General features: G+C 57.7%; 23 protein-coding genes. 7 read left to right on the top strand and 16 right to left on the bottom strand.

Going from position 1 to position 26,952, the window contains the following annotated elements; translation table 11 throughout:
• Positions 1-105 precede the first annotated feature (105 nt).
• Positions 106-702 (bottom strand): YiiQ family protein, encoded by a 597-nt coding sequence (locus tag V7Q49_RS20100; RefSeq protein ID WP_333854702.1) that lies wholly within the window; start codon positions 700-702, stop codon positions 106-108.
• Positions 703-815: 113 nt separating this feature from the next.
• Between V7Q49_RS20100 and V7Q49_RS20105 the strand changes: the two genes are divergently transcribed.
• Positions 816-1,235 carry a DUF805 domain-containing protein gene (locus V7Q49_RS20105; protein ID WP_333854703.1) on the top strand — a complete coding sequence of 140 codons (420 nt, stop codon included), beginning with the start codon at positions 816-818 and terminating at the stop codon, positions 1,233-1,235.
• Here V7Q49_RS20105 and fpr read toward each other — a convergent pair whose 3' ends face one another.
• From fpr to V7Q49_RS20125, 4 genes are all read right to left on the bottom strand, one after another.
• Positions 1,236-1,982 carry a ferredoxin--NADP(+) reductase gene (gene fpr, locus V7Q49_RS20110; protein ID WP_333854704.1) on the bottom strand — a complete coding sequence of 249 codons (747 nt, stop codon included), beginning with the start codon at positions 1,980-1,982 and terminating at the stop codon, positions 1,236-1,238.
• A gap of 96 nt (positions 1,983-2,078) precedes the next feature.
• Entirely contained in the window at positions 2,079-3,089 is a 1,011-nt protein-coding gene (gene glpX, locus V7Q49_RS20115) for a class II fructose-bisphosphatase (RefSeq protein ID WP_333854705.1), read from the bottom strand.
• 125 nt (positions 3,090-3,214) lie between these two features.
• Positions 3,215-4,726 (bottom strand): glycerol kinase GlpK, encoded by a 1,512-nt coding sequence (gene glpK / locus V7Q49_RS20120; protein ID WP_333854706.1) that lies wholly within the window; start codon positions 4,724-4,726, stop codon positions 3,215-3,217.
• Between the two features lie 21 nt (positions 4,727-4,747).
• On the bottom strand, positions 4,748-5,593 hold the full coding sequence (locus tag V7Q49_RS20125) for an MIP/aquaporin family protein (RefSeq protein ID WP_333854707.1): 846 nt from the start codon (positions 5,591-5,593) through the stop codon (positions 4,748-4,750).
• A 402-nt stretch (positions 5,594-5,995) separates the two neighbouring features.
• Here V7Q49_RS20125 and zapB point away from each other — a divergent pair, with 402 nt between their 5' ends.
• Entirely contained in the window at positions 5,996-6,235 is a 240-nt protein-coding gene (gene zapB / locus V7Q49_RS20130) for a septal ring assembly protein ZapB (RefSeq protein WP_039032130.1), read from the top strand.
• Positions 6,236-6,342: 107 nt separating this feature from the next.
• Here zapB and rraA read toward each other — a convergent pair whose 3' ends face one another.
• The 7 genes from rraA to priA all read right to left on the bottom strand — a co-directional run bounded on the left by rraA (position 6,343) and on the right by priA (position 14,308).
• On the bottom strand, positions 6,343-6,828 hold the full coding sequence (gene rraA / locus V7Q49_RS20135; protein ID WP_333854708.1) for a ribonuclease E activity regulator RraA: 486 nt from the start codon (positions 6,826-6,828) through the stop codon (positions 6,343-6,345).
• A 92-nt stretch (positions 6,829-6,920) separates the two neighbouring features.
• The gene (gene menA / locus V7Q49_RS20140; protein WP_333854709.1) at positions 6,921-7,841 is read right to left on the bottom strand and encodes a 1,4-dihydroxy-2-naphthoate polyprenyltransferase; all 921 of its coding nucleotides are present in this window, start codon (positions 7,839-7,841) and stop codon (positions 6,921-6,923) included.
• A gap of 69 nt (positions 7,842-7,910) precedes the next feature.
• On the bottom strand, positions 7,911-9,242 hold the full coding sequence (hslU, locus tag V7Q49_RS20145) for an HslU--HslV peptidase ATPase subunit (RefSeq protein ID WP_333854710.1): 1,332 nt from the start codon (positions 9,240-9,242) through the stop codon (positions 7,911-7,913).
• 9 nt (positions 9,243-9,251) lie between these two features.
• The gene (gene hslV / locus V7Q49_RS20150; RefSeq protein ID WP_032615282.1) at positions 9,252-9,782 is read right to left on the bottom strand and encodes an ATP-dependent protease subunit HslV; all 531 of its coding nucleotides are present in this window, start codon (positions 9,780-9,782) and stop codon (positions 9,252-9,254) included.
• Between the two features lie 94 nt (positions 9,783-9,876).
• Positions 9,877-10,860, bottom strand: coding sequence for a cell division protein FtsN (ftsN, locus tag V7Q49_RS20155; RefSeq protein WP_333854711.1), 984 nt, complete (start codon positions 10,858-10,860; stop codon positions 9,877-9,879).
• 93 nt (positions 10,861-10,953) lie between these two features.
• A complete protein-coding gene (gene cytR, locus V7Q49_RS20160; RefSeq protein WP_333854712.1) occupies positions 10,954-11,979 on the bottom strand; it encodes a DNA-binding transcriptional regulator CytR in 1,026 nt (341 codons plus the stop codon).
• A 133-nt stretch (positions 11,980-12,112) separates the two neighbouring features.
• Entirely contained in the window at positions 12,113-14,308 is a 2,196-nt protein-coding gene (priA, locus tag V7Q49_RS20165) for a primosomal protein N' (RefSeq protein WP_333854713.1), read from the bottom strand.
• 202 nt (positions 14,309-14,510) lie between these two features.
• Here priA and rpmE point away from each other — a divergent pair, with 202 nt between their 5' ends.
• Positions 14,511-14,726, top strand: a complete 216-nt coding sequence (gene rpmE / locus V7Q49_RS20170; RefSeq protein ID WP_333854714.1) for a 50S ribosomal protein L31 — start codon at positions 14,511-14,513, stop codon at positions 14,724-14,726.
• 51 nt (positions 14,727-14,777) lie between these two features.
• Here rpmE and metJ read toward each other — a convergent pair whose 3' ends face one another.
• Positions 14,778-15,095, bottom strand: a complete 318-nt coding sequence (gene metJ, locus V7Q49_RS20175; RefSeq protein ID WP_007369220.1) for a met regulon transcriptional regulator MetJ — start codon at positions 15,093-15,095, stop codon at positions 14,778-14,780.
• Positions 15,096-15,373: 278 nt separating this feature from the next.
• On the opposite strand from metJ, the gene metB reads away from it, so the two are divergent.
• The 4 genes from metB (at position 15,374) to katG (ending at position 22,406) form a co-directional block, all read left to right on the top strand.
• Positions 15,374-16,534 carry a cystathionine gamma-synthase gene (gene metB, locus V7Q49_RS20180; RefSeq protein WP_333854715.1) on the top strand — a complete coding sequence of 387 codons (1,161 nt, stop codon included), beginning with the start codon at positions 15,374-15,376 and terminating at the stop codon, positions 16,532-16,534.
• A 2-nt stretch (positions 16,535-16,536) separates the two neighbouring features.
• Positions 16,537-18,969: a bifunctional aspartate kinase/homoserine dehydrogenase II gene (locus tag V7Q49_RS20185; RefSeq protein WP_333854716.1), complete on the top strand. Its 2,433-nt coding sequence runs from the start codon at positions 16,537-16,539 to the stop codon at positions 18,967-18,969.
• A gap of 230 nt (positions 18,970-19,199) precedes the next feature.
• Complete coding sequence (metF, locus tag V7Q49_RS20190; protein ID WP_106995794.1) at positions 19,200-20,090, top strand: methylenetetrahydrofolate reductase; 891 nt, start codon at positions 19,200-19,202, stop codon at positions 20,088-20,090.
• Between the two features lie 144 nt (positions 20,091-20,234).
• Positions 20,235-22,406 carry a catalase/peroxidase HPI gene (katG, locus tag V7Q49_RS20195; protein ID WP_333854717.1) on the top strand — a complete coding sequence of 724 codons (2,172 nt, stop codon included), beginning with the start codon at positions 20,235-20,237 and terminating at the stop codon, positions 22,404-22,406.
• A gap of 117 nt (positions 22,407-22,523) precedes the next feature.
• Here the strand turns inward: katG and gldA are convergent, their stop codons facing one another.
• From gldA to ptsP, 3 genes are read right to left on the bottom strand one after another with little or no spacing between them, the layout of a single operon-like run.
• Positions 22,524-23,627, bottom strand: coding sequence for a bifunctional L-1,2-propanediol dehydrogenase/glycerol dehydrogenase (gene gldA / locus V7Q49_RS20200; RefSeq protein WP_333854718.1), 1,104 nt, complete (start codon positions 23,625-23,627; stop codon positions 22,524-22,526).
• A 12-nt stretch (positions 23,628-23,639) separates the two neighbouring features.
• Positions 23,640-24,302, bottom strand: a complete 663-nt coding sequence (gene fsa / locus V7Q49_RS20205; RefSeq protein WP_333854719.1) for a fructose-6-phosphate aldolase — start codon at positions 24,300-24,302, stop codon at positions 23,640-23,642.
• Between the two features lie 14 nt (positions 24,303-24,316).
• On the bottom strand, positions 24,317-26,818 hold the full coding sequence (ptsP, locus tag V7Q49_RS20210; RefSeq protein WP_333854720.1) for a phosphoenolpyruvate--protein phosphotransferase: 2,502 nt from the start codon (positions 26,816-26,818) through the stop codon (positions 24,317-24,319).
• Positions 26,819-26,952 lie beyond the last annotated feature (134 nt).

Below are 26,952 nucleotides of genomic sequence, written 5' to 3' on the forward strand. Positions count from 1 at the left end.
TTCTCCACGCTCAAGAGCGAATTAAGGAATATGGCCACCCGGCTGGGCAGCATGGTCTGTGAATCAGTATAGAGATTTTCCCTCGAAAGGCTTTGCTTTTTGTCATTAATTCGACCCACCGAGGCTCTCAGATAACGCCAGCTTAATCGGTTCAACAGCGAAGGTCAGCCCCTTTTCGCCGTTATCTGCCACCACATAGCGAACCGCGCCTTCCGTTTCGGCGTAGTACCGTTTGTTTTTACCGGCAGCCAGCAGCTTTTGCAGCTTTTGCTGGCTTTGTGATTTGGTTAACGCCGGGGTGAACGCCCGTAAAATCGCGCTCATATACTCCAGCGCTTTGGCTTTGGCGGCTTTTTGCTCCGGCCCCTGAATCGGCAGCCAGGTGATCTGCATGCTCTTGATTTTGAGCGTTCCGCGCTCCAGCGCCGTTGAGGCGTACAGATTCTCATTAATCTTGCTGGCGGCACGGGTCAGGTTGGGGGTATCGCGGGCGCTGTCAATGGCGCGAAACTCATTCAGCGACAGGGTAGGGTTATCGCGGTTGAAGGCTTCGCGGAACAGGCTAATGGATTGATCAAACGACGGCGCACCCGGCATCACATACGGGGCGGTAGCCGGTGCGGATGTCTCGGCAGCGTGCAGAGAAACACTCGCGCACGACAGTGTTAAACCCAGCCAAATAAGGTGAAACCACATCTTCATCAATAAAGTCTCTGAATGTTACTGTCACGATTAAAACGATATCTGGCTGGCTTGTCAAAAGGATGCGTCTCCAGGGTAAACTACGCTCCGCAATGATTTTAAGGAACCCCGACATGACCATACAGCAGTGGTTGTTTTCATTCAAAGGGCGTATTGGACGCCGTGATTTCTGGATCTGGATTGGCATATGGATTGTTGCCATGCTGGGTCTGTTTATTTTTGCGAATAACGCGTGGCTGAACACCCAGACGGCGGCATTCGCGCTGGTTTCGCTGCTGTGGCCGACCGCGGCGGTGTTAGTGAAACGTCTGCACGACCGTGGCCGCTCGGGGCTGTGGGCGTTGCTGGTGGTGCTGGCGTGGATGCTGCTGGCAGGCAACTGGTCGATGCTGCCTTCCATGCTGCCGTGGGCGGTTGGCAGGCTGATCCCCACCATTATTTTTGTGATGATTATTGTCGACCTGGGCGCATTCGTCGGCACCCAGGGCGAGAATAAATACGGTAAAGATACGCTCGACGTAAAGTACCGCTAGTTACCAGTAGTGTTCTGCAGTCATATGGCCCGGACGACGGCGTAAATGCTTGGTCATCTGCCGGGTCTCTTTCAGCAGCTGTTGGGTATCGCGCACCATCTGCGGGTTGCCGCACAGCATCACGTGGCTGGTCTCTGCCGTCATCGGCAGGCCAACGGCAGCTTCCAGTTCACCGTTTTCAATCAGCGCCGGCACGCGGCCGGTCAGTGAACCCGCCACCGTTTCACGACTCACCACCGTCTGAATTTTCACTTTCCCTTCATAGCGTTTCTGCAGTTCCAGCATCTGCGGCAGGTAGCTCAGGTCAGCGGCATAGCGCGCGGCATGTACCAGCACGATATTTTTAAAACGTTCCAGGTCTTTCCCGTATTGCAGGATCGACAGGTACGGGCCGATGGCGGTACCGGTCGCCAGCATCCACAGGGTATCGCAGTCCGGGACTTCCTCCAGCACGAAGAAACCTGCGGCTTCGCTGACGATCTGGACCTCATCGCCGGGTTTGAGGGCCGCCAGGCGCGGGCTGAGTTTGCCATCAGGAACGGTGACAAGATAGAACTCGAGATCCGGGTTATCCGGCGCGTTGACATAGGAGTAGGCGCGCTGCACGCGTTCACCGTCGATTTCCAGCCCCAGCTTGGCAAATTGCCCGGCCGTGAAGGGATGGATGGGCGCATTGACGGTGAGACTAAATAGCGCATCGGTCCAGAACTCTACCTTTTTGACTTTACCTGTTACCCAGTCTGCCATGATGTTCTCCTGTACTGATCCCGGGATCTATCTTCCTTTCCTGAGAGGGAGATTTCCAGCCCGTGCGGGCCGGAAAGCTCAATTGATCAAACGGTTTTACAGAATGTGGGTCTGCACGTCCGGATCTTTGCGGTCGAGATAGTGAATCGACTGGATGCGGCGAATGGTGCGTGATTTACCGCGGATCAGCAGCGTTTCGGTGGTGGCCATATTGCCTTTGCGGGTGATGCCGTCCAGCAGATCGCCTTTAGTGATGCCGGTGGCGGAGAAGATGACGTTATCGTTGCGCGCCATATCATCCAGACGCAGCACGGTATTGGCCTCGATACCCATCGCGGCGCAGCGGGCCAGCTCCTGTTCACCGATACGGCGGTTCTCTTCGCTGTCGCCTTTCACTTCATGGCGGGCCAGCAGACGACCCTGCATATCGCCGTCGAGGGCGCGGATCACTGCGGCAGAAACCACCCCTTCCGGTGCACCGCCGATGCCATAGAGCACGTCGACTTCGCTGTCCGGCATGCAGGTGAGGATGGAGGCCGCCACGTCGCCATCCGGGATGGCAAAGACGCGCACGCCCAGCTGCTGCATATGGGCGATGGTGGTATCGTGACGCGGTTTTGCCAGGATGGTGACCGTCAGTTCGCTCAGCGGCTTATTGAGCGCGGCGGCGATGTTGCGCAGGTTGTCCGCCAGCGGCAGGTTGAGGTCTATAACCCCTTTGGCGCCCGGCCCGACAATCAGCTTCTCCATATACATATCCGGCGCGTTGAGGAAGGTGCCTTTGTCGCCCACGGCCAGTACGGCCAGAGCATTGGCCTGCCCCATGGCGGTCATGCGGGTGCCCTCAATCGGGTCGACGGCGATATCCACCGCGTCGCCATGGCCGGTCCCGACTTTCTCGCCGATAAACAGCATCGGTGCTTCGTCGATTTCGCCTTCGCCAATCACGATATTGCCGTCGATATTGACCTGGTTAAGCATAATGCGCATGGCATGGACGGCTGCACCGTCGGCAATGTTTTTGTCGCCACGGCCAAGCCATTTGTAGCCCGCCAGGGCGGCGGCTTCGGTCACGCGGGAGAATTCGATAGCAAGTTCACGTTTCATGGGGTACTCGTGCGGTCAAAAGGAATTGCACGAAGTTTATCACAGAGTGGGGAAGGTGCGGGCTGGAGGCCCGCGAGGGTGTTGCAGTTCCCTCTCCCCAAAGGGGAGAGGGTTAGGGGCAAGTATTACGACTCGTCGTGATCTTCCCACGCCAGGGCGCGTTTCACGGCTTTCTTCCAGCCGCTGTAGCGGAAGTTGCGCTCGGTGGTTTCGATGCCCGGGCGGAATTCGCGTTCGATGACCGCTTTCTCCTGCAGCTCGTCCAGGTTCTGCCAGAAGCCAACCGCCAGACCGGCAAGATAAGCAGCACCCAGCGCCGTTACCTCACGCACTTCCGGGCGTTCCACGCGGGTGCCGAGGATGTCGGACTGGAACTGCATCAGGAAGTTATTCGCCACCGCACCGCCGTCCACGCGCAGGGCGTGGAGACGAATACCGGAATCGGCCTGCATCGCTTCCAGCACGTCACGGGTCTGATAGGCAATCGACTCCAGCGTGGCGCGAATAATGTGGTTAGAGTTTACCCCACGCGTCAGGCCGAAAATCGCTCCGCGAGCATACGGGTCCCAGTACGGTGCACCCAGACCGGTAAAGGCCGGTACCACGTACACCCCGTTGGTATCTTTCACCTTGGTGGCGAAATACTCCGAGTCGAAGGCGTCGCTGATAAGCTTCATCTCATCGCGTAGCCACTGGATAGAGGCCCCGGCCATAAACACCGCGCCTTCGAGGGCGTAATTCACCTCGCCGCGCGGGCCGCAGGCGATGGTGGTCAGCAGACCATGCTCTGATTTCACCGCCTTCTCACCGGTATTCATCAGCATGAAGCAGCCGGTACCGTAGGTGTTTTTCGCCATCCCTTCTTTTACGCACAGCTGGCCAAACAGCGCCGCCTGCTGGTCACCGGCGATCCCGGCAATCGGAATACGGGTGCCGCCTTTACCGCCGATGTTGGTCTGGCCATACACTTCGGACGACTTACGCACCTGCGGCAGCATAGCGCGCGGGATGTCCAGCGCGTCCAGCATTTTGTCATCCCAGTCCAGCTCGTGGATGTTGAACAGCATGGTACGCGAGGCGTTGGTGTAATCGGTCACGTGGACGCGCCCCTGGGTCATCTTCCAGATAAGCCAGGTGTCTACGGTGCCGAACAGCAGTTCGCCGCGTTTGGCACGCTCGCGGGAGCCTTCGACGTGGTCGAGGATCCATTTTACCTTGGTGCCGGAGAAGTAGGGGTCCACCACCAGGCCGGTGGCGCTACGCACGTACTCTTCCATGCCATCGCGCTTGAGCTTCTCGCAAATATCCGCGGTGCGGCGGCACTGCCAGACGATGGCGTTATAAATCGGTTTACCGGTTTCGCGTTCCCAGACGATGGCCGTTTCACGCTGGTTGGTGATGCCGATGGCTGCAATCTCGTCGGAACTGATATCGGCTTTCGCCAGCACTTCAACCAGCGTCGAGCTTTGCGACGCCCAGATCTCCATCGGGTCGTGTTCAACCCAGCCTGGCTTAGGATAGATTTGCTCGAATTCGCGCTGTGACACGCTGACGATGTTCGCGTCATGATCCATAACGACAGCGCGGGAGCTGGTCGTGCCCTGGTCGAGCGCAACGATATATTTTTTGTCGGTCATAGTGGTGGTCCCGTAGTCAGATTACAGCGAAGCGTTTTGTTGTGTAGCAGAGGTGGCGTCCTTCTCCTCTGTGACACAGGTGTCGCACGGCAGGTGGCGGCCAATCAGCTTACGATAGCCGAATGCGCCCAGCGCAGCACCTACAATGGGGCCGAACAGCGGCACCAGGAAGTAAGGAATATCTTTGCCGCCGGTGAAGGCAACGTCGCCCCAGCCAGCGAAGAAGGCAAACGTCTTGGGCCCCAGATCACGCGCCGGGTTCATGGCGAAGCCCGTCAGCGGCCCCATAGATGCGCCGATCACCGCAATCAGCAGGCCAATCAGCAGCGGTGCCAGCGGCCCGCGCGGAATGCCGTTGCCGTCATCGCCCAGCGCCATGATGACGCCCATCAGAATAGCGGTAATCACCATTTCCACCGCGAAGGCCTGCACGAAGTTAATGTGCGGGTTCGGATAGGTGGAGAAGATACCCGCCAGCTCGAGGCTCTCGGTGCTGCCACGCACCATCTGGTGCGTCTGTTCGAAGTCGATAAACAAATTGTAATAGAGCCCATAAACTAATGCTGCTGCGCAAAAGGCACCGGCAAACTGCGCCACAATGAAGGGCACAACCTTGCGTTTATCAAAGCAGGCAAACAGCCACAGCGCGATGGTCACCGCAGGGTTAAGATGGGCACCTGAAACACCCGCCGTCAGGTAGATGGCCATCGCCACGCCCAGACCCCAGATCACGCTGATCTCCCACTGACCGAAGCTGGCGCCCGCTACTTTTAGCGCCGCTACGCATCCTACGCCAAAGAAAATCAACAACCCAGTACCCAGGAACTCTGCGATGCACTGGCCTTTCAAGGTTGATGTTTCACTCATAATCGGATCCTGACAGAAAATTAATGGTTATTGTCATCGCGCCGATCGTCACGATCGCCACGATGTCCTGTAGACACAGTGTTAATTTATCGTTAACGAGCAAAAACGAGAAATATCGAAATTAAAATGTGTGTGCCGTGTCAACAAAATGAGCGATAACGCGCCATGAAGTGTGCGTTAGCGTTTATACACCAGGGTGGGCTGAAGCATTCCATTAACTAAAGTGTTAACAATTTAGGGGTATATGATGCGAACGCACCAGGAGGAGACTGAAAAGTGTTGCAAACCGCAATCTGCGCGGTCTGCCGCTGGACAGGGAGGGCGGGGCTCCATACAATCGACACCAGGTGTTGTGCGCGTTTACGTCAAGCGTCGCCTTGCAAATTCAGGAGAGGTAGGATTATGTCGTTAGAAGTGTTTGAGAAACTGGAATCGAAAGTACAGCAGGCGATTGATACCATCACCCTGCTGCAGATGGAAATCGAAGAGCTGAAAGAAAAAAATAACGCGCTGTCGCAGGAAATTCAGACTGCTCAGCACGGTCGCGAAGAGCTGGAGCGTGAAAACCACCATCTGCGCGAACAGCAGAACGGCTGGCAGGATCGTCTGCATGCCCTGCTGGGACGTATGGAAGAAGTGTGATTTTCTTTCGACATAAAAAAGCATCCTGAGGATGCTTTTTTTGTTTCTGCAAAACGCAGAGTAGAATTTGTAGGCCGGGTAAGGCGAAGCCGTCACCCGGCTTTTTATTACTCGATATCCAGCGGATCTTCAGACAGGATAATGCCGGTGTTATCGGCATACAGATGGTCGCCAGAGAAGAACGTTACCCCGCCGAAATTGACGCGCACGTCGCTTTCGCCAATGCCTTCACCTGCGGCACCCACCGGAATGGCGGCAATCGCCTGAATGCCGATGTCCAGCTCTTCGAGGTCATCCACCTGACGCACTGCGCCATACACGACAATGCCTTCCCACTCGTTTTGCGTGGCGAGACGGGCAAGTTCTGCATCGATTAATGCGCGACGCACGGAGCCGCCGCCGTCGATCAGCAGAATGCGACCACGGCCGTTCTGTTCGAACAGATCGTACAGCAACCCGTTGTCCTCAAAACACTTCACCGTGATGATCTGTCCGCCAAACGACGACCGTCCTCCAAAGTTGGAAAACAGCGGTTCTACGACGTTGATATCTTCCTGGTAGATGTCACAAAGCTCAGAGGTATCGTATTTCATAGGCTTAAGGTTCAGTTGCTGCGAGTGATTTCAGTATATCGCGCGAAATGCATTGTTGGCAAAATCATCAATTGTTAATTGATATTTGTCAGCTAACTTAGCGTCTGGCTAAGCACAATCCCAATCACGAACAACAGGTTAGTCAGCAATGCCCCTTTTACCGTGCGTTCCAGCATCGGCGGCATCGCCGAGGCGCTCTGCTCGCGGATAACGAATCGCGCCTGTTTGACCAGCAGCGGCGTGGCGAGCACAAACAGCCAGCCCCAGATACTGTGCAGAGAAAGCAGGTTAAACAGCGCCAGACAGAGCAGGGCGCCCATCAGCAGACAGGCATGGTAGCGGCGCGCATTCACCGGCCCCAGACGAACTGCCAGGGTGTTTTTGCCGTTCAGCCGATCGCTGTCGATATCGCGCAGGTTGTTGATATTGAGCACCGCCGTCGCCAGCATGCCGCAGGCGGTAGCCGGCAGGAACAGGGCAGGGATCAGGGTATGCGCCTGCAGATACCAGCTGCCCATCACGCTCAGCCAGCCGAAGAACACCAGCACCGAAATATCACCCAGCCCGATGTAGCCGTAAGGACGGGTGCCGACGGTATAGGTGATCGCTGCGACAATCGCCAGCAGACCGAGCACGAGGAAGCCAACCGCATCCGCCGGGGTTTTACAGGCCACCAGCACCAGCGCAATCCCGGAGAGACAAATCAGCACGACGGTGATAATCAATGCCCGCTTCATCTGCGCCTGGGTGATCACCCCTTTCTGCATCCCGCGCAAGGGGCCGATACGGTCGGGCTTATCGCTGCCCTTCACGGCATCGCCATAGTCGTTAGCGAGGTTAGAGAGGATTTGCAGGAGCCCGGCGGTGATCAGCGCCAGCGCGGCCACCAGAGGGTCGAAATGTCCCTGCCACCACGCCAGGGCCGTACCCACCACAATGGCGGCGAAGGCGAGAGGAAGGGTTTTAGGACGCAGGCTTTCCAGCCAGGCACGCGTACGGCTGATTTTAGTCATAGGATGTTTAGCCAATAAAAATGGGGCTTTTCAGCCCCATCATCAGTGATGAAAATGCAATGACCGCGATTATAAGATAAAACGGCTCAGATCTTCATCTGCTACTAAAGCATCAAGGTGCTTACTCACATAGTCGGCATCGATGATAATGCTTTGACCATTCAGGTCGCTCGCATCATAAGAGATGTCTTCCATCAGGCGTTCCAGCACGGTATGCAGGCGACGCGCACCGATGTTTTCGGTGGTTTCGTTAACCTGCCATGCCGCCTGGGCGATACGCTTGATACCGTCCTCGGTGAACTCAATGTTCACGCCTTCGGTCGCCATCAGCGCTTTGTACTGCACGGTGACAGAGGCGTTCGGCTCGGTCAGGATGCGCTCGAAGTCTTCGGTAGTCAGCGCCTGCAGCTCAACGCGGATCGGCAGACGACCCTGCAGCTCCGGGATCAGATCTGACGGCTTGGCCACCTGGAACGCGCCAGAAGCGATAAACAGGATATGGTCAGTTTTCACCATGCCGTGCTTGGTGGAGACGGTGCAGCCTTCGACCAGCGGCAGCAGGTCGCGCTGTACGCCTTCACGGGAGACATCCGGGCCGTTGGACTCACCGCGCTTACAGATTTTATCGATCTCATCGATAAACACGATACCGTGCTGTTCAACCGCGTCGATGGCGTCCTGCTTCAGCTCTTCCGGGTTCACCAGTTTGGCCGCTTCTTCTTCAATCAGCAGCTTCATCGCGTCTTTGATTTTTAGCTTACGCGGCTTCTGCTTCTGCCCGCCCAGGTTCTGGAACATGGACTGCAGCTGACTGGTCATCTCTTCCATGCCTGGAGGTGACATGATTTCCACGCCCATCGGCGCGGCGGCGAGATCGATCTCAATCTCTTTATCATCCAGCTGGCCTTCACGCAGTTTTTTGCGGAATGCCTGGCGTGCCGCAGACGGCTCAGTCGGTTGTTCTGCCTGGCCCCAGTTATTTTTCGCCGGTGGGATCAGCACATCCAGGATGCGCTCTTCCGCCATCTCTTCGGCGCGATAGCGGTTTTTCTCGATGGACTGGACGCGCACCATTTTAATTGCGGAATCGGTCAGATCGCGGATGATAGAGTCCACTTCTTTCCCGACATAGCCCACTTCGGTGAACTTGGTCGCTTCAACCTTGATAAAAGGCGCGTTCGCCAGCTTGGCCAGACGACGGGCGATTTCGGTTTTACCGACACCGGTTGGGCCGATCATCAGAATGTTTTTTGGCGTCACTTCATGGCGCAGCACTTCATCCAGCTGCATACGACGCCAGCGGTTACGCAGGGCGATGGCCACGGAACGCTTGGCGTTATCCTGGCCAATAATGTGTTTGTTCAGTTCGCTGACAATTTCGCGTGGGGTCATTTCAGACATGAGAAATCCTTACGCCTTAGACGGCAATTCTTCGATGGTGTGGAAGTGGTTGGTGTAGATGCAGATATCACCTGCAATATCCAACGCTTTCACAGCGATATCGCGCGCGCCCAGGTCGGAGTTCTCCAACAGCGCGCGGGCGGCGGCCTGGGCGTACGGGCCGCCGGAACCGATAGCAATCAGGTCGTTTTCTGGCTGTACCACGTCACCGTTACCGGTGATGATCAGCGAGGCATTTTCATCGGCTACCGCCAGCAGCGCTTCGAGCTTGCGCAGCATGCGGTCGGTACGCCAGTCTTTTGCCAGCTCAACGGCGGCTTTCACCAGATGGCCCTGATGCATTTCCAGTTTGCGTTCAAACAGTTCAAACAGCGTGAAGGCGTCAGCAGTACCGCCTGCAAAACCGGCGATCACTTTGTCGTTATACAGACGACGCACTTTCTTCACGTTGCCTTTCATGACGGTATTACCCAGCGTGGCCTGGCCATCACCGGCAATCACCACCTGGCCGTTACGGCGTACACTTACTATTGTTGTCACGAGCAGACCCCCTGGTTACAGAATCGGGAAACAGAAGCCCTGAGCCTGTGCTCAGGGCTGAATAGAATGATAGATGGGGGGGATTTTGGGGGTTTCAACCCCCGGAAGCGAGTCGAATGCAGTTTGTGTGACCCGCCATCTTCAGACGAGAGAGGGTGCCATCGGCATTGTCTTTACCTTTCACCGGGCCAATCACCACGCGATTCCAGCCGTTATTGGTGGTGATGCGTGAATCAAAGCCTTCGAAAGCCAGCTGCGCACGCACGGTTTCTGCCTGCTCTGCGCCTTTAAAGGAGCCGCACTGCACCATCCAGCGGCGCTCGTCTTTCTTCTCAGCCGTCTGCTTTGGCGCCTCGGTCTCTTTGCTGATCGGCGCAGCCTGCTGCGTTTTGGGTGCCTGAGCGGTGGTATGTGCCGGGGTTTGCAGCAGATCCTGATATGGCTGGTTTTGCTTAGACGGCTGTGATTTAGGCTGCTGAACCGGCTGCGTCTGCGCGACCTTAGGCTGCTGATACGGCTGTTCCGTTACGCGCGGCTGCGCTTTCGGCTGCTGTACCGTCTGGCTCTGCGCCCACTGCTGTTGTTGCTGAATTTGTTGCTGCGCCTGGCGTTGACGCTGCAGCGTTTGCTGGCGTTGCGCTGCCGTCTGCTCATTCCACGGCACTTCGTTAAGCTGGGTAGGCTGCTGGCGCATATCTGCCTGCATCTGAGCCAGCAGCTGACGCTGTTCGTTGGTTAACTGGGTAGGATCCACCACTTCGCCACCGGCAGAAGGTTCTGTCGGCGCACGGACGCCCGGCTGACGGCTTTCCAGCTCTTTAATATAGCGCCAGCGCTCTTCCGGTTTCGGGGGGAGGCCATTGCCGACAACTTTATTGCCCTGCAGCGCTTCTGCTTCTTCTTTTTTATGGTGCGTAATGAACCAGAGGCCGCCGATGAATGCCACCAGTACCGCCGCCGCAATCGCGACCATGGCAGGCGAGACCGCAGGCATGCTGCGTTGCGGTTTCCGTGAGCTACTCTTTTTGCGTCGCGAAGGTGCCGGCTGGCCGCGACGTACATAATCTCGTTGTGCCACTATCGTTTCGCTGTATTTATTCGTTTGTCAGCCCGTCATGTTACTTAAGCGACGGGCCTTTGACCAGATGAGGAAGTCTGAAAGGCGGCGGCTTTACGTTAGCGCCTGGGTTGAGCCCCGTACGATCAATTCGCAGTCCAGTAAACGGGAGCCGCTGCTGACCGTCTGGCCGTTCAGTTGATCCAGCAATAACAGCATCGCTTCCCGGCCAATTTCATAGCGGGGCTGCGCCACGGTCGTGAGCGGTGGGTCGCAAAACTCAGACAGTGAAATGTTATCGAAGCCAATGATGGAGAGATCTTTCGGCACGTTCAGGCCGCGACGTTTGGCATACGAAAGTGCGCCCAGCGCCATCACGTCGCTGTGGCAGAACACCGCGGTCGGCGGCTGGGGCAGCGAGAGCAGTTTTTCCAGCGCCAGCCCGCCTGCGGCATAGGTAAAATCGCCCCGGGCAATGTAGTGCGGATCCACCGTCGCCCCGGTGCGGCGCAGCGCCTGAACGTAACCCTGCAGGCGATAATGACACAGCGGCATCTCTTCCGGGCCGGCGATACAGCCGATGCGTTTATGACCCAAATCCTGTAGATAATTCACGGCGTTGAAGGCAGCGGTGAGGTTATCGATGTGAACGGTAGGCAGTTCCAGCTCAGGGGCGAACTCGTTGGCCATCACCATCGGCGGCAGGTTGCGCTGCTCTTCAATGCTGGCATCGAAGGGCAGGCGTGAGCCGAGCAGCAGCATGCCGTCGATCTGCTTGGTAATAATCAGATCGATGAAGGTTTTTTCCTGCTGGTTCTGGTGGGCGCAGTCGCCGATCAGCACCAGGTAGCCCTGGGCCGCGGCGGTCACTTCGATGCCGCGGATGATTTCACTGAAAAAGGGATCGCAGATGTCGGGCACAATGACCAGGATAGTGCGGGATTCGTTACGTTTGACGTTACGTCCCATCGCCTGAGGCAGATAACCGACCTCCAGCGCAGCCTGCTCAACACGATTGCGTGTGGTCTGAGAGACTTTATCGGGATTCATTAAGGCTCGGGATACCGTTGCCGTTGAGACTTTTGCTTTCAGGGCAACATCTTTCATGGTCGCCGAGGCAACCTCTTTCCTGGACTTCAACCTCTTCTCCTCGCCGGCGTATCACCGCTCTTCTGACTGAATCAGTTTTATCAGATTGCGAATGGAAGCGGTTACAGAATTTTCATAAAAAGTGTGAGGCATGTTGAATTTTTCGATCCGCCTCCCACCATTTTTAGCTTTCGATGGGATCGACGTCCAGCACCCACTTCACTTTGCGCGCTTCCGGCAGCGTGTTAATTAACGCCAGGGTGCCGCTGACGATATGCTGCAGGCGGATCCGCGACGGGTGTTGCAGCAGGATTTGCCAGCGGTAACGCCCGCCGCGTTTCGGAGCCAGCGCCGGAACCGGGCCTAAAATCCACAGCTGATTATCGACCAGCGGGCTGGCCTGCAGCAGGTTGCGCAGCTGCTGGAGGAACAGCGGCGCCTGCTGGTTGTTGTGATCCTCGGCGCGGATAATCACATGGCTGGTCCAGGGCGGTAATTGCAGGGTCTGGCGCTCGGCCAGGGCCTGTTCGGCAAAGGCGTCGTAGCCTTTATGCAGCAGGGTTTGCAGCAGCGGGTGCTCGGGATGGTGGGTTTGCAGCACCACTTCGCCCTGCTTGCCGGCACGCCCGGCGCGGCCTGCCACCTGGGTATAGAGCTGGGCAAAACGCTCTGCGGAACGGAAATCCGCCGAGAACAGCGCCCCGTCAACGTCCAGCAGCGCTACCAGGGTCACGTCCGGGAAGTGATGCCCTTTTGCCAGCATCTGGGTGCCAATCAGGATACGCGCCCCGCCGCGATGCACTTCTGCCAGCTGCTGCTCAAGCGCCCCTTTGCGGCTGGTGGTGTCGCGATCGATCCGCGAGATGGCCACGCCCGGGAAGAAAGGCGTTAGCGCCTGTTCCAGCTGCTCGGTGCCCAGCCCGACCGGCACCATATGCGTCGAGCCGCAGGACGGACACTGACGCGGGATCGGGCGCTGGCTGTCGCAGTGGTGACAGCGCAGGTGATGCTGGGCCTGATGCAGGGTGTAGTAGTGATCGCAGCGCGGACATTCGGCTATCCAGCCGCAGTCATGGCACAGCAGCGCCGGGGCAAAGCCGCGACGGTTAAGGAACAGGATCACCTGGTTGTTGGCCTGCAGATGCTGACGCATGCGGGTAATTAACGCCGGAGCTAATCCCGCCTGCACCTGCTGGCCTTTCAGATCGAGAACATGCTGCACGGCAGGGCGCGCATTCCCCGCCCGGCGCGTCAGGCGCAGCATGTGGTATTTGCGCTGGCGCACGTTATGCAGCGTCTCCAGCGCAGGGGTGGCGGAGCCAAGGATGATCGGGATCTGCTCGCTGTGGGCGCGGTACACCGCCAGATCGCGGGCGTGATAGCGCCAGCCTTCCTGCTGTTTATAGGAGCTGTCGTGCTCTTCGTCGATGACGATCACGCCCAGATTGTTAAACGGCGTGAACAGCGACGAGCGAGTGCCAATCACGATCGCCGCTTCGCCATTTCTGGCTTTCAGCCAGGCGCTGAGGCGTTCGCTGTCGTTTAAACCGGAGTGCAGCACCTCGACCGGAGCGTTAAACCGCTCACGAAAACGGGCGATGGTCTGCGGGGTCAGACCGATTTCCGGCACCATCACCAGGGCCTGCTTGCCCTGGGCCAGCACGTTTTCCAGCACGCTCAAATAGACTTCGGTCTTACCGGAGCCGGTGACGCCCGCCAGCAGCCAGGCCGAGAAGCGATCGGAGGCGCTGTGGATCGCCCCGACGGCGGTGGCCTGTTCGGTATTGAGACGCAGGCGGTCGCCCGCCACGCTAAAGCCGTCGCGCCAGTCGATCAGCGCGGGGGCTTCGCAGGCCAGCTCGCTCAGCCCTTTTTTACGTAAGCTTTGCAGCGCCGCGTCGTTAAAATCGAGGCTCTCGACCTGATGACGCCAGATCCTGCCCTGGCGTAACGCCGCCAGCGCCTGCTGCTGTTTCGGGGAGCGTTTCAGGCTGTTGATATCCACCGCCTGGCCCTGCTCGGTGGCAAACCAGTACCACATCGGCGCATGGCTGGCGCTTTTGCCCTGACGCAGCAGAATGGGCAGGGCGTGGAACAGCACGTCGCCAATCGGATGGTGATAGTAGTCTGCGGCCCACAGCAGCAGGCGCCAGACGCTATTCGAGAACACCGGCTCGTCGTCCAGTACGTCCACGATGCTTTTCAATTCACTGAGGGGCAGCTCGCTTTGCTCGCTGACTGAGACCACAATACCTACCCGCTGCTGTTTGCCAAAGGGCACCGTCACGCGACAGCCCGCTTTGGCCTGCATACTGTCCGGCAGCAGGTAATCAAAGGTACGGGGAAGCGGAACGGGCAGGGCAACGTGAGCAACGGGCATCGAATCTTCCTGACTTGAAAAGTGGCGCGTTAGTATACACATTAGTGAAAGACGGCGTGCGGATCAGTTTGCATACCCTGGTTAAATTCTGTATGATTCGCCGCCTTTGGTGCACTTTGCATCAAAGAACTTACATTCAACATCGCGTGGTGTCTGGCGTTAGGGCTGGAAGAGCGACGCGGCCTTAACTGAGGTTCTCCCCATGAAAAAAGATATTCATCCTAAATACGATTTCATTACTGCAAACTGCTCTTGCGGTAACTCTATCCAGATCCGCTCTACCGTGGGCCACGATCTGAACCTGGACGTGTGCGGCCAGTGCCACCCGTTCTACACTGGTAAGCAGCGTGACGTTGCAACCGGTGGCCGTGTTGACCGCTTCAACAAGCGTTTCAGCATCCCGGGCTCTTCTAAGTAAGATGCATCCCGAAAAAAAAGCGCCGCAAGGCGCTTTTTTTATCTCTGCAAATCAGTATTCCCACGTATCCGGGTCGATACCCAGCTCACGCATGATCACCTTCGCCTCTTCCGGAATTTCGTCACTACGCTCTTTGCGCAGGTCTTCATCGTTTGGCAACGGTTGACCGGTAAACGCGTGCAGGAACGCTTCGCACAGCAGTTCGCTGTTGGTAGCGTGACGCAGGTTATTCACCTGACGACGCGTGCGTTCATCGGTGAGGATCTTTAACACCTTCAGAGGAATGGAAACCGTAATTTTTTTTACTTGTTCACTCTTCTTACCGTGCTCAGCGTATGGGCTGATATATTCGCCGCTCCATTCAGCCATGAGATACCTTTAATCCTCTCAGTCATTAATATGAGGCCGACACCGCAGCGGTTCGCAGGGTTTCGCGCCATAATCTTGCGTAGTTTACCGTAGAGACGCCACCGTGACACGGATATTGCCTCTGGGTTATGCGCTAAAGCATGTAATTTTAACGGCTATTTGCGTATTGCTCAATCTATACGCAAAGAAGTTTAGATGTCCAGATGTATTGACGTCCATATAATCAATGTTTACTCTGGTGCCTGACTTTTCATCCATTAAGCCAGGAAGCCTTCACCATGACGCGTAAACAGGCCACCATCGCAGTGCGTAGCGGATTGAATGATGACGAACAGTACGGCTGCGTTGTCCCGCCGATTCATCTCTCCAGTACTTATAACTTCACCGGATTTAATGAACCACGCGCCCATGACTACTCGCGCCGTGGCAACCCGACGCGTGATGTCACCCAGCGTGCGCTGGCGGAACTGGAAGGCGGCGCAGGCGCGGTGATGACCAATACCGGCATGTCGGCTATCCACCTGGTGACTACGGTGTTCCTGAAACCTGGCGATCTGCTGGTGGCTCCGCACGACTGCTACGGCGGTAGCTACCGTCTGTTCGACAGCCTGGCGAAGCGCGGTTGCTACCGCGTGCTGTTTGTCGATCAGGGTGATGAGCAGGCGCTGAAACAGGCGCTGGCAGAGAAACCGAAGCTGGTTTTAATCGAGAGTCCAAGCAACCCGCTGCTGCGCGTGGTGGATATTGCGAAAATTTGTCAGCTTTCGAGGGATGCGGGAGCGATAAGTGTAGTGGATAATACCTTCCTCAGTCCGGCCTTGCAGAACCCGCTGGCGCTGGGAGCGGATCTGGTATTGCATTCATGCACCAAATATCTGAACGGTCACTCGGACGTCGTGGCCGGGGTGGTGATTGCCAAAGATCCGGCGCTTGTCACCGAACTGGCATGGTGGGCGAATAACATCGGCGTCACCGGCAGTGCATTTGACAGCTACCTGCTGCTGCGCGGGCTGCGTACCCTGTCGCCGCGTATGGACGTGGCGCAGCGTAACGCCCAGGCGATTGTCGATTTCCTGAAGACCCAGCCACTGGTGAAAAAGCTCTATCACCCGTCGCTGCCGGAGAATCAGGGACACGAGATTGCGGCGCGTCAACAAAAGGGTTTTGGCGCGATGTTAAGTTTCGAACTGGATGGCGATGAGCAGACGCTGCGTCGCTTCCTGAGCGGGTTGTCACTGTTTACGCTGGCGGAATCGTTAGGGGGAGTCGAAAGCTTAATCTCCCACGCCGCAACAATGACGCACGCAGGCATGGCGCCAGAAGCGCGTGCCGCCGCCGGGATTTCTGAGACTCTGTTGCGTATCTCAACCGGTATTGAAGATTGTGAAGATTTAATTGCCGATCTGGAAAATGGCTTCCGGGTCGCAGCCAAGGGGTAATCATGAGTGTGATAGCGCAGGCAGGGGCGAAGGGTCGCCAGCTGCACAAGTTTGGTGGTAGTAGTCTTGCTGATGTGAAATGTTACCTGCGGGTCGCGGGGATCATGGCAGAGTATTCGATGCCGGGGGACATGATGGTTGTCTCCGCGGCGGGCAGCACCACCAACCAGTTGATTAGCTGGCTGAAGTTAAGCCAGACCGATCGTCTCTCTGCGCATCAGGTTCAACAAGCGTTACGCCGTTACCAGAGTGAACTGATCGCTGGTTTGTTGCCTGCCGAGGTGGCCGACGGCCTGATTAGCACGTTTATTCACGATCTGGAGCGGCTGGCCGGTTTACTCGACAGCGGCGTCACCGACGCCGTGTACGCCGAAGTGGTGGGCCACGGCGAAGTGTGGTCTGCCCGTCTGATGGCCGCCGTCCTGCAACAGCAGGGCCTGGAAGCGGCCTGGCTCGACGCGCGTGATTTCCTGCGTGCCGAGCGTGGCGCTCAGCCGCAGGTGGATGAAGGCCTCTCTTATCCGCTGCTCCAGCAGCTGCTGGTGCAGCATCCGAATAAACGTATTGTCGTCACCGGCTTTATCAGCCGCAGCAACGCGGGTGAAACCGTGCTGCTGGGGCGTAACGGCTCCGACTACTCCGCCACGCAGATCGGTGCCCTTGCGGGCGTATCACGCGTGACCATTTGGAGCGACGTGGCCGGTGTCTACAGCGCCGACCCGCGCAAGGTGAAAGATGCGTGCCTGCTGCCGCTGCTGCGTCTCGACGAAGCCAGCGAGCTGGCCCGTCTGGCGGCACCGGTGCTGCACGCCCGTACCCTGCAGCCGGTTTCCGGCAGCGATATCGACCTGCAGCTGCGCTGTAGCTACACGCCGGATCAGGGCTCGACCCGTATCGAACGCGTGCTGGCCTCCGGCACGGGAGCACGCATCGTCACCAGCCATGACGATATCTGTCTGATCGAATTCCTCGTTCCGGCCGGACATGATTTCAAACAGACGCATAAAGAGATTGATCTGATCCTGAAGCGCGCCCAGATCCGCCCGCTGGCGGTGGGGGTGCATACTGACCGCCACCTGCTGCAGTTCTGCTACACCGCAGAAGTAGCCGACAGCGCGCTGAAAATTCTCGATGAAGCGGGCCTGCCGGGCGAGCTTCGTCTGCGCCAGGGGTTGGCGCTGATTGCGATGGTGGGGGCGGGCGTCACCCGTAACCCGCTGCACTGCCACCGCTTCTGGCAGCAGCTGAAAGGCCAGCCGGTAGAGTTTACCTGGCAGTCGGAAGAGGGCATCAGCCTGGTCGCGGTGATGCGTACCGGGCCAACCGAAAGCCTTATCCAGGGCCTGCACCAGTCGCTGTTCCGCGCCGAAAAACGTATCGGCCTGGTGCTATTCGGGAAAGGTAACATCGGCTCCCGCTGGCTGGAGCTGTTTGCCCGTGAGCAGACCACGCTCTCGGCGCGAACCGGCTTTGAATTCGTGCTGGCGGGCGTAGTGGACAGCCGCCGCAGCCTGCTCAGCTATGAAGGGCTGGACGCCAGCCGCGCGCTGGCCTTCTTTAATGACGAAGCCATTGAGCAGGATGAAGAGTCGCTGTTCCTGTGGATGCGCGCTCATCCGTACGATGACCTGGTGGTGCTGGATGTGACCGCCAGCGAGCAGCTGGCCGATCAGTATCTCGATTTCGCCAGTCACGGTTTCCACGTCATCAGCGCCAACAAACTGGCGGGCGCCAGCAATACCCGCAACTATCGTCAGATCCACGACGCCTTTGAAAAGACGGGCCGTCACTGGCTGTACAACGCCACTGTCGGTGCCGGTTTGCCGGTTAACCACACCGTGCGCGATCTGATCGAAAGCGGCGACAGCATTCTTGCGATCAGCGGTATCTTCTCCGGCACCCTGTCGTGGCTGTTCCTGCAGTTTGATGGCACCGTGCCCTTCACCGACCTGGTGGATCAGGCGTGGCAGCAGGGGCTGACCGAGCCCGACCCGCGCGTTGACCTCTCCGGTAAAGACGTGATGCGTAAGCTGGTAATTGTGGCGCGTGAAGCGGGCTACGACATCGAGCCGAATCAGGTGCGCGTGGAGTCGCTGGTGCCGACAGGCTGCGAAGAGGGGTCTGTCGATCACTTCTTCGAGAACGGTGAGGCCCTGAACGAGCAGATGCTACAGCGCCTGGAAGCGGCCCGCGAAATGGGTCTGGTTCTGCGCTATGTGGCGCGTTTTGATGCCAATGGCAAAGCGCGCGTCGGGGTTGAGGCCGTTCGTCCGGAGCATCCGCTGGCAGCGCTGCTGCCGTGCGATAACGTCTTCGCCATCGAAAGCCGCTGGTACCGCGATAACCCGCTGGTGATCCGCGGTCCGGGCGCGGGCCGTGACGTCACCGCCGGGGCGATCCAGTCAGATATCAACCGTCTGGCGCAGCTGCTGTAGTCCTTATGTTTTCTCCCTCTCCCTGTGGGAGAGGGCCGGGGTGAGGGCATTAGCGTGCACTCACCCCAACCGCCATGAACTTTTTTCACCTTCCCTGAGCATTCCTCACCGTTAATGATGATATTTTCAGTTGACGCCAGTCCGCTTTTCCGTCATTTTTACATCTGGACGTCTAAACGTATAGAAGTTCGAACACAATAAACAATGACACGCGATTGATGAGGTAAGGTATGAGCTTTTTTCACGCCAACCAGCGGGAAGCCCTGAATCAGAGCCTGGCTGAAGTAAACGGCCAGATTAACGTCTCTTTTGAATTTTTCCCGCCGCGCACCAGTGAAATGGAGCAAACCCTGTGGGCCTCTATCGATCGCCTGAGCAGCCTGAAGCCGAAATTTGTCTCGGTGACCTACGGTGCGAACTCCGGCGAGCGCGACCGTACGCACAGCATCATCAAAGGCATTAAGGATCGTACCGGCCTGGAAGCCGCGCCGCATCTGACCTGCATCGACGCTACCCGCGACGAGTTGCGCACCATCGCCCAGGATTACTGGAACAACGGCATCCGCCATATCGTGGCTCTGCGTGGCGACCTGCCGCCGGGCAGCGGTAAGCCCGACATGTACGCGACCGATCTGGTGGCGCTGCTGAAAGAGGTTGGCGACTTCGATATCTCCGTGGCGGCTTATCCGGAAGTGCACCCGGAAGCGAAAAGCGCCCAGGCGGATCTGCTCAACCTGAAACGCAAAGTGGATGCCGGTGCCAACCGCGCCATCACCCAATTCTTCTTTGATGTCGAAAGCTATCTGCGCTTTCGCGACCGCTGCGTCTCCGCCGGTATCGACGTCGAAATCATTCCGGGCATTCTGCCGGTCTCTAACTTCAAGCAGGCGAAGAAATTTGCCGACATGACCAACGTGCGTATCCCGCTGTGGATGGCGAAGATGTACGAAGGGTTGGACGATGACGCCGAAACCCGCAAGCTGGTGGGTGCCAATATCGCCATGGATATGGTGAAGATTTTAAGCCGCGAAGGGGTGAAAGATTTCCATTTCTATACCCTCAACCGCGCCGAAATGAGCTACGCGATCTGCCATACATTGGGCGTTCGCCCGGGTCTGTAAAGGCAAAGCCCTCAATAATACGGGGGCTTTTATATTTCAGGCAGATATCAACGGTATTAACTATCAAATCTGTGGATTGTTTCAATTATCTCTTGTTGCCGGTGGTGTATATCCTAACGATAAAACCATAGAGGGAGCAGAGCGATGAGTACGTCCGACGAGAACCAGAATTCAGGTAAGTGCCCTTTCCATCAGGGCGGTTATGACAAGAGTGCAGGTGCTGGCACCAACAGCCGGGACTGGTGGCCTAAGCAGCTTCGTATCGATCTTCTTAATCAGCATTCCGAACGTTCCAATCCGCTAGGCAAAGACTTCAACTACCGCAAAGAATTCAGCAAACTCGATTACTCCGCCCTGAAAGGCGATCTGAAAGCCCTGCTGACCGATTCCCAGCCGTGGTGGCCTGCAGACTGGGGCAGCTACGCCGGTCTGTTCATCCGTATGGCGTGGCATGGTGCGGGGACCTACCGCTCCGTGGACGGGCGCGGCGGCGCGGGCCGTGGCCAACAGCGTTTCTCTCCACTCAACTCCTGGCCGGATAACGTCAGCCTCGATAAGGCGCGTCGTCTGCTGTGGCCGATCAAGCAAAAGTATGGCCAGAAAATTTCCTGGGCCGACCTGTTTATTCTTGCCGGTAACGTGGCGCTGGAGAATTCCGGCTTCCGTACCTTTGGCTTTGGTGCCGGGCGTGAAGACGTCTGGGAACCGGATCTGGACGTCAACTGGGGTGACGAGAAAGCCTGGCTTGAGCATCGCCATCCGGAAAGTCTGGCGAAAAGCGCCGTTGGCGCTACCGAGATGGGGCTGATCTACGTTAACCCGGAAGGGCCAAACGCCAGCGGTGAACCGCTGTCCGCAGCGGCGGCGATCCGCGCTACCTTCGGCAATATGGGGATGAACGATGAAGAGACCGTCGCGCTGATCGCCGGGGGCCATACGCTGGGTAAAACCCACGGTGCCGGGGAAGCGACCCACGTGGGTATCGATCCGGAAGGCGGCCCGCTTGAAGCTCAGGGCCTGGGCTGGGCCAGCACCCACGGCAGCGGTTTTGGTGCCGATGCTATTACCTCCGGCCTGGAAGTGATCTGGTCCCAGACGCCGACCCAGTGGAGCAACTACTTCTTTGAGAACCTGTATAAATACGACTGGGTGCAAACCCGCAGTCCGGCAGGGGCTATCCAGTTCGAAGCGTCGAATGCGCCGGAAATCATGCCCGATCCTTTCGACCCGTCGAAAAAACGTAAACCGACCATGCTGGTTACCGACCTGACGCTGCGTTTCGATCCGGAGTTCGACAAGATTTCCCGTCGTTTCCTTAACGATCCGCAGGCCTTTAACGAAGCCTTTGCCCGGGCATGGTTCAAACTGACCCACCGTGATATGGGGCCAATTGCACGTTATATCGGGCCGGAAGTGCCGAAAGAAGAGCTGATTTGGCAGGATCCGCTGCCGCAGCCGTTCTTCCACCCGAGCGCGGAAGATATTCAAAGCCTGAAAGCGGATATTGCAGCCTCGGGGCTGTCGGTCAGCGAGCTGGTGTCGGTGGCATGGGCCTCGGCATCTACCTTCCGCGGTGGCGATAAGCGTGGCGGAGCCAACGGCGCACGTCTGGCGCTGGCGCCGCAGCGTAGCTGGGATGTTAACGCCGTGGCCGCGCGCGTGCTGCCGGTGCTGGAAGGCATTTATAAATCGGCGCATAAAGCGTCGCTGGCGGACATTATCGTGCTGGCCGGTGTGGTGGGCGTTGAGCAGGCGGCCAAAGCTGCTGGCGTAAACATCACCGTGCCGTTTACGCCGGGCCGGGTTGACGCGCGCCAGGATCAGACCGATATCGGGATGTTTACGCTGCTGCAGCCGGTTGCCGATGGTTTCCGTAACTACCGGGCGGCGATTGACGTATCAACTACCGAGTCGCTGCTGATTGATAAAGCGCAGCAGCTGACGCTGACCGCGCCAGAGATGACGGTGCTGCTGGGCGGGCTGCGCGTGCTGGGCGCTAACTTTGATGGCGGTAAGAGCGGTGTCTTTACCGACCGCGTAGGCGTACTCAGCACGGACTTTTTCGTCAATCTGCTGGATATGGGCACCCAGTGGAAAGCCACCGACGAGTCCAGTGAGCTGTTTGAAGGCCGCGACCGCGTGAGCGGGGACGTGAAATACCTGGCGAGCCGTGCCGACCTGGTGTTTGGTTCCAACTCCGTGCTGCGCGCCCTGGCGGAAGTGTATGCCAGCAGCGATGCCCACGAGAAGTTCGTGAAGGACTTTGTCGCGGCATGGGTGAAAGTGATGAACCTCGACCGGTTTGATCTGCTGTAAACCAGAAAATCCCCGCTGATGCGGGGATTTTTTTGCCTTTTGCCGGGTAGCGGCTTCGCCTTACCCGGCCTACGGATTTGTAGGCCCGCGCAAGCGCAGCGCCGCCGGGCAGGAAGGCTACTCCCACTCCTGCATAAAACGCTGACCGTACTGGTCGGCAACCACCAGTGCGGCATACACCTGATCCGGCGTTGCACCGCCCGGCATGTTATGGATGGTCTCATCTTTCGCGCACGACGCCGCTGCCACCAGACGCATTTTGGCAGGGATATTGGTGGTGATATCCAGCTGCGCAAGGGTAATGGGCAGCCCGACGCGGTGACATAACGCCGCCACGGTTTCGATCTCTTCCGCCGGGGCATTTTCCAGCACCAGTTGGGTCAGGGTGCCAAACGCCACTTTCTCGCCGTGGTAGTAATGATGGGCATCCGGTATCGCGGTCAGCCCGTTGTGAATGGCGTGCGCCGCTGCCAGCCCACCGCTTTCAAAACCGACGCCGCTGAGATAGGTGTTGGCTTCAATTACCCGCTCAAGGGCCGGGGTCACCACATGCTGCTCTGCTGCCAGCATCGCTTTTTCACCTTCTTCCACCAGCGTGTTGTAGCACAGCTCGGCCAGCGCCAGCGCGGCCTGGGTACATTTGCCGCCCGCCATGGTAGTCGCGCCGCTGCGTGAGCAGGCCCGGGCTTCAAACCAGGTCGCCAGCGCGTCGCCAATCCCGGCAGCCAGCAGGCGCGCAGGTGCGCCAGCCACCACTTTCGTATCCACAATCACCATGTTCGGGTTGTGCGGCAGCATCAGATAGCGATCGAATTCGCCGCTGTCGGTGTAGATAACGGAAAGCGCGCTGCAGGGCGCATCGGTAGAGGCAATGGTTGGCGCGATAGCGACCGGGACGTCCATAAAATGCGCCAGCGCTTTTGCGGTATCCAGCGTCTTACCGCCGCCAATCCCGAGGATCGCCTGGCAATCGGCGCCTTTGGCCAGCTCGTGCAGGCGGTCGATCTCGTTCTGCGAACATTCGCCACCGAAGGGCGCAATTTCGACATACAGCTCTGCCTGTTCGAAGCTTTTACGCAGCGTCTCTTCAGCAAATCCCAGCACAAATTTATCGCCCACCACCAGCCAGCGTGCCGCCAGCGGCTTAAGATAATCGCCGAGTCGGGTCAACACATCGGCACCCTGAATGTACTTACCGGGTGATTGAATAATACGGTCCATAACAGGTCTCCCTTAGAGGTTGAGGCTACCAAACGCGTTTTTCCAGTCCTGCTCAAACTTGTCGATGGCCGACGCTACCGCAGGCGTGTTAAGCATTTGCTGCGCGACATCGGTGGGCAGGGTGATCGCTTCACAGCCGGCGAGCAGGCAGTCCAGGGCCTGACGCGGGGTTTTGAAGCTGGCCGCCAGCACCATGCTCTCTGGCGCGTGCATTTCCAGCAGGCTTTGCAGCTCCTGCACCGTGCGGATCCCGTCGCCGCCCTGGGCATCCACGCGGTTGACGTACGGGGCGATGTATTTCGCACCGGCCAGCGCGGCCAGCAAACCCTGTGCTGCGCTGTAAACCGCGGTGCCGAGGGTGGTGATGCCCTCTTTTTTAAGGGTCTTGATGGCGACCAGGCCTTCTGCGGTAACCGGTACTTTAACCACGATGCCCGGGAAAGTGGCGCTCAGGCGTCGGGCTTCGGCAACCATCCCGTCGGCGTCACGGCTCATGGTCTGTGCAAACAGGGTGCCTTGCGGGCCAAGGATCTTCTGCAGGCGCGGGAGGACCTCCCACACGGATTCACCGCTGGCGGCAATAATGCTTGGATTGGTGGTTACGCCAGCAATGGGAAAGATGCGGGCAAGGCGTTCAACGTCCGCCACATTGGCGGTATCCAGATACAGTTCCATCACTCTTCCTCGTTTTACAGTTCTAATTCATGTTGCAGCAGGGTGGCAATGGCCCCCTCGGAGCTGGCGTTGACCAGCGCGCTGCGGAAATCTTCATGCATAATCCGACGCGCCAGGCGTGAGAAGATGCGCATATGCTGATCGCCTGCAGCATGCTTATTGAGCGTGAGCATAATGATGAATTGAGCTTCTTCATCGCCCCATGGCACCGGGGCGCTTAGCCGGGCGACGCTAATGGTCGACTGTTCTATATGTTCAGATTTGCTGTGCGGGATAGCGAAACTAAAGCCGAGGCCGGTAGAAAATACGGCTTCGCGCGCCCAGAGATCGGCTTCCAGCTTGCGGGGATAGCGGCAGCGTCCGGCAAGCAGGAGGTTGTCAGTCATGCCTTTCAGTACCTCTTCTTTACTGCGCCAGTCAGTATTCAGCGAAATACACGCAGGGGTCACCAGCGGGGTATCCTGTTGATTCATGCGGAACTGCGCCAGCAGATGTTCAACTTCCAACGAGGTGCGGCATTTCATCGCCTGGTTAAGCAGCTGTCGGCAGGCGCGGCTGTCCAGCTGAGCGAGGCGGGATTTGGTGGACGGGATCGCCGGTGAACCCATACTGATTTCATCCAGCCCCAGGCCGACAAGCAGCGGCAATACTGAGCCTTTCGCACCCAGTTCGCCGCACAGACCAATCCATTTTCCCTGACGGTGGACTGCCTGTACTGCGAAATCCAGCGCGCGTAAGAATGCCGGATTAAGACTGTTGTAATGACGAGTGACTTTAGCGTTATCGCGGTCCACGGCCAGCAGATATTGCGTCAGGTCGTTGCTGCCGATACTAAAGAAATCAATCTCTTCGCAGCACTGGTCGATAATGAACATCACTGACGGCACTTCCAACATGATGCCGAGCGGGATTTTTTCATCAAAGGGGATCTGTTCGCCGCGCAGCTGCTGTTTAGCTTCGGCGAGCTTTTCTTTGACCCATAGGATCTCCTCCATCGAGGAGATCATCGGGATCATGATCTTCAGGCTGCCGTGGGCTGAAGCGCGGAGGATCGCCCGCAGTTGGGTCGTGAAGAGTGCGGCGTACTCTTCGTAAATACGTACCGCACGATAGCCCAGGAACGGGTTGTTCTCCGCCGGGATATTCAGATAATCCACCGGCTTATCGCCGCCGATATCCATGGTGCGCACGATAATGCTGCGCTCGCCTGCGCTCTCCAGCGCCTGGCAAAAAATATTGTACAGCTCGTTTTCACCCGGTGCGCTGGCGCGGTCCATATACAGCATTTCGGTGCGGAACAAGCCGATGGCTTCGGCCCCGTTGCCAAAGGCTGTATGGGCTTCAATCGCATGAGCGATGTTGGCAGCCACTTCAATACGCAGGCCGTCAGCGCTTCTTGCTTGCTGATTCAGCCAGATACTCTGCTGCTTGCGCAGCGCCTGCTGAACGCGCTCTTCTTGTTGGTAGTAACGTACAACCGCTTCGCTGGCGTTGACCACTATCGCCCCGGCGTTACCGTCGATAAACACCGGCTGATTGCACCACTGAAGCAGATTCTCGCTTTCAACGCCCACCAGCGTCGGGATATTAAAGGAACGTGCAAGAATTACGGTATGCGAGGTTGTGCCGCCGCTTTTTAGCAGCAGTCCTTTTAGCAGCGTTTTATCGAGCTCAAGAAACTGGCCGGGAGTGAGATCGTCTGCAAGGCAAATGCTTGGCTGCGTCAGTTGGCCTGGTGCCGGAAAGCGCTGCTCGCCGTATATGTGCTGCAACAGCTGATAACATACATCGCGTACATCAAGCACGCGCTCCTGAAGATAGCTGCTGCTGGAACAGGAAAATTCGGCGCAAAAATGGCGGGCGGTTTCAACCACGGCCTGAGCGCAACTTAACCCTTTATTGACGCCTGCCAGAAGATGCTGGCGCAGCGAGGGGTCCGTCGCCAGCGAGCGATGCGCCTCCAGAATGGCGCTGGCGGTACTGTCGCTATCCAGCACGCGCAGCTCAATACTTTTGACCAGCAGCGTCAGGCCATTATCCAGCGCCGACTGCTCCTCTTCCTGAGTGCCCGCAGCAGGTAAATCGGTTAACGCATCGAGATCGAGAGAGTCCAGCCGTCTCAATGTTCCCTGAGCACTGCCGCTGCAGACCGCCAGCGCGCGAAATAGCGTTGGGTTGAGGCGCGTCAGGGATTCAGGAAGCGGGGCGAGATCGGTAGCGATGGCGGCCGTGAGCGGAGCATCACAGTGAGGAAATTCCTCTTTTAGCCACTTTTCAAGATGCTGATGCGCCTCCTGTTCATCTGCGCCAGTGATAATCAGGCGACAAACATCTCCTGCCAGCGTATCGGTGCCAATCAGCGCCAGTGCACTTTTGGCGCTCCCTTTTCGGCCGCTACGCAGGTTGTGCCACTCCATCTGTGACGTAAATGAATTACACAGCGTTTCAACGTGACTTGCTGGACGCGCATGAACGCCATTGGGCAAGTCGCAGGTAAATTCTACCACCAGAGCCATAACCACTCCTGAGAGCATGAGTCATACATGACCACCAGCATACGGGCGTCATGCGGATGCATGCCATGTGACAATTCTGCCAAAAACTGGACAAATGTAATGTCCGAAGGGAAGTGGGATCTCGCTCACAGCTC

The sequence above is a fragment of the Leclercia sp. genome (assembly GCF_036780805.1).
In the GTDB taxonomy this organism is placed as follows: Bacteria; Pseudomonadota; Gammaproteobacteria; order Enterobacterales; family Enterobacteriaceae; genus Enterobacter.

Bases quoted from the DNA above. Each gene is read 5' to 3' on its own strand.
- V7Q49_RS20185 (WP_333854716.1), top strand. From the start codon at position 16,537: ATGAGTGTGATAGCGCAGGCAGGGGCGAAGGGTCGCCAGCTGCACAAG.
- V7Q49_RS20125 (WP_333854707.1), bottom strand. From the start codon at position 5,593: ATGAGTGAAACATCAACCTTGAAAGGCCAGTGCATCGCAGAGTTCCTG.
- glpK (WP_333854706.1), bottom strand. From the start codon at position 4,726: ATGACCGACAAAAAATATATCGTTGCGCTCGACCAGGGCACGACCAGC.
- rpmE (WP_333854714.1), top strand. From the start codon at position 14,511: ATGAAAAAAGATATTCATCCTAAATACGATTTCATTACTGCAAACTGC.
- fsa (WP_333854719.1), bottom strand. From the start codon at position 24,302: ATGGAACTGTATCTGGATACCGCCAATGTGGCGGACGTTGAACGCCTT.
- priA (WP_333854713.1), bottom strand. From the start codon at position 14,308: ATGCCCGTTGCTCACGTTGCCCTGCCCGTTCCGCTTCCCCGTACCTTT.
- menA (WP_333854709.1), bottom strand. From the start codon at position 7,841: ATGACTAAAATCAGCCGTACGCGTGCCTGGCTGGAAAGCCTGCGTCCT.
- katG (WP_333854717.1), top strand. From the start codon at position 20,235: ATGAGTACGTCCGACGAGAACCAGAATTCAGGTAAGTGCCCTTTCCAT.
- hslU (WP_333854710.1), bottom strand. From the start codon at position 9,242: ATGTCTGAAATGACCCCACGCGAAATTGTCAGCGAACTGAACAAACAC.
- V7Q49_RS20100 (WP_333854702.1), bottom strand. From the start codon at position 702: ATGAAGATGTGGTTTCACCTTATTTGGCTGGGTTTAACACTGTCGTGC.
- metF (WP_106995794.1), top strand. From the start codon at position 19,200: ATGAGCTTTTTTCACGCCAACCAGCGGGAAGCCCTGAATCAGAGCCTG.
- glpX (WP_333854705.1), bottom strand. From the start codon at position 3,089: ATGAAACGTGAACTTGCTATCGAATTCTCCCGCGTGACCGAAGCCGCC.
- metB (WP_333854715.1), top strand. From the start codon at position 15,374: ATGACGCGTAAACAGGCCACCATCGCAGTGCGTAGCGGATTGAATGAT.
- gldA (WP_333854718.1), bottom strand. From the start codon at position 23,627: ATGGACCGTATTATTCAATCACCCGGTAAGTACATTCAGGGTGCCGAT.
- metJ (WP_007369220.1), bottom strand. From the start codon at position 15,095: ATGGCTGAATGGAGCGGCGAATATATCAGCCCATACGCTGAGCACGGT.
- V7Q49_RS20105 (WP_333854703.1), top strand. From the start codon at position 816: ATGACCATACAGCAGTGGTTGTTTTCATTCAAAGGGCGTATTGGACGC.
- zapB (WP_039032130.1), top strand. From the start codon at position 5,996: ATGTCGTTAGAAGTGTTTGAGAAACTGGAATCGAAAGTACAGCAGGCG.
- ptsP (WP_333854720.1), bottom strand. From the start codon at position 26,818: ATGGCTCTGGTGGTAGAATTTACCTGCGACTTGCCCAATGGCGTTCAT.
- rraA (WP_333854708.1), bottom strand. From the start codon at position 6,828: ATGAAATACGATACCTCTGAGCTTTGTGACATCTACCAGGAAGATATC.
- fpr (WP_333854704.1), bottom strand. From the start codon at position 1,982: ATGGCAGACTGGGTAACAGGTAAAGTCAAAAAGGTAGAGTTCTGGACC.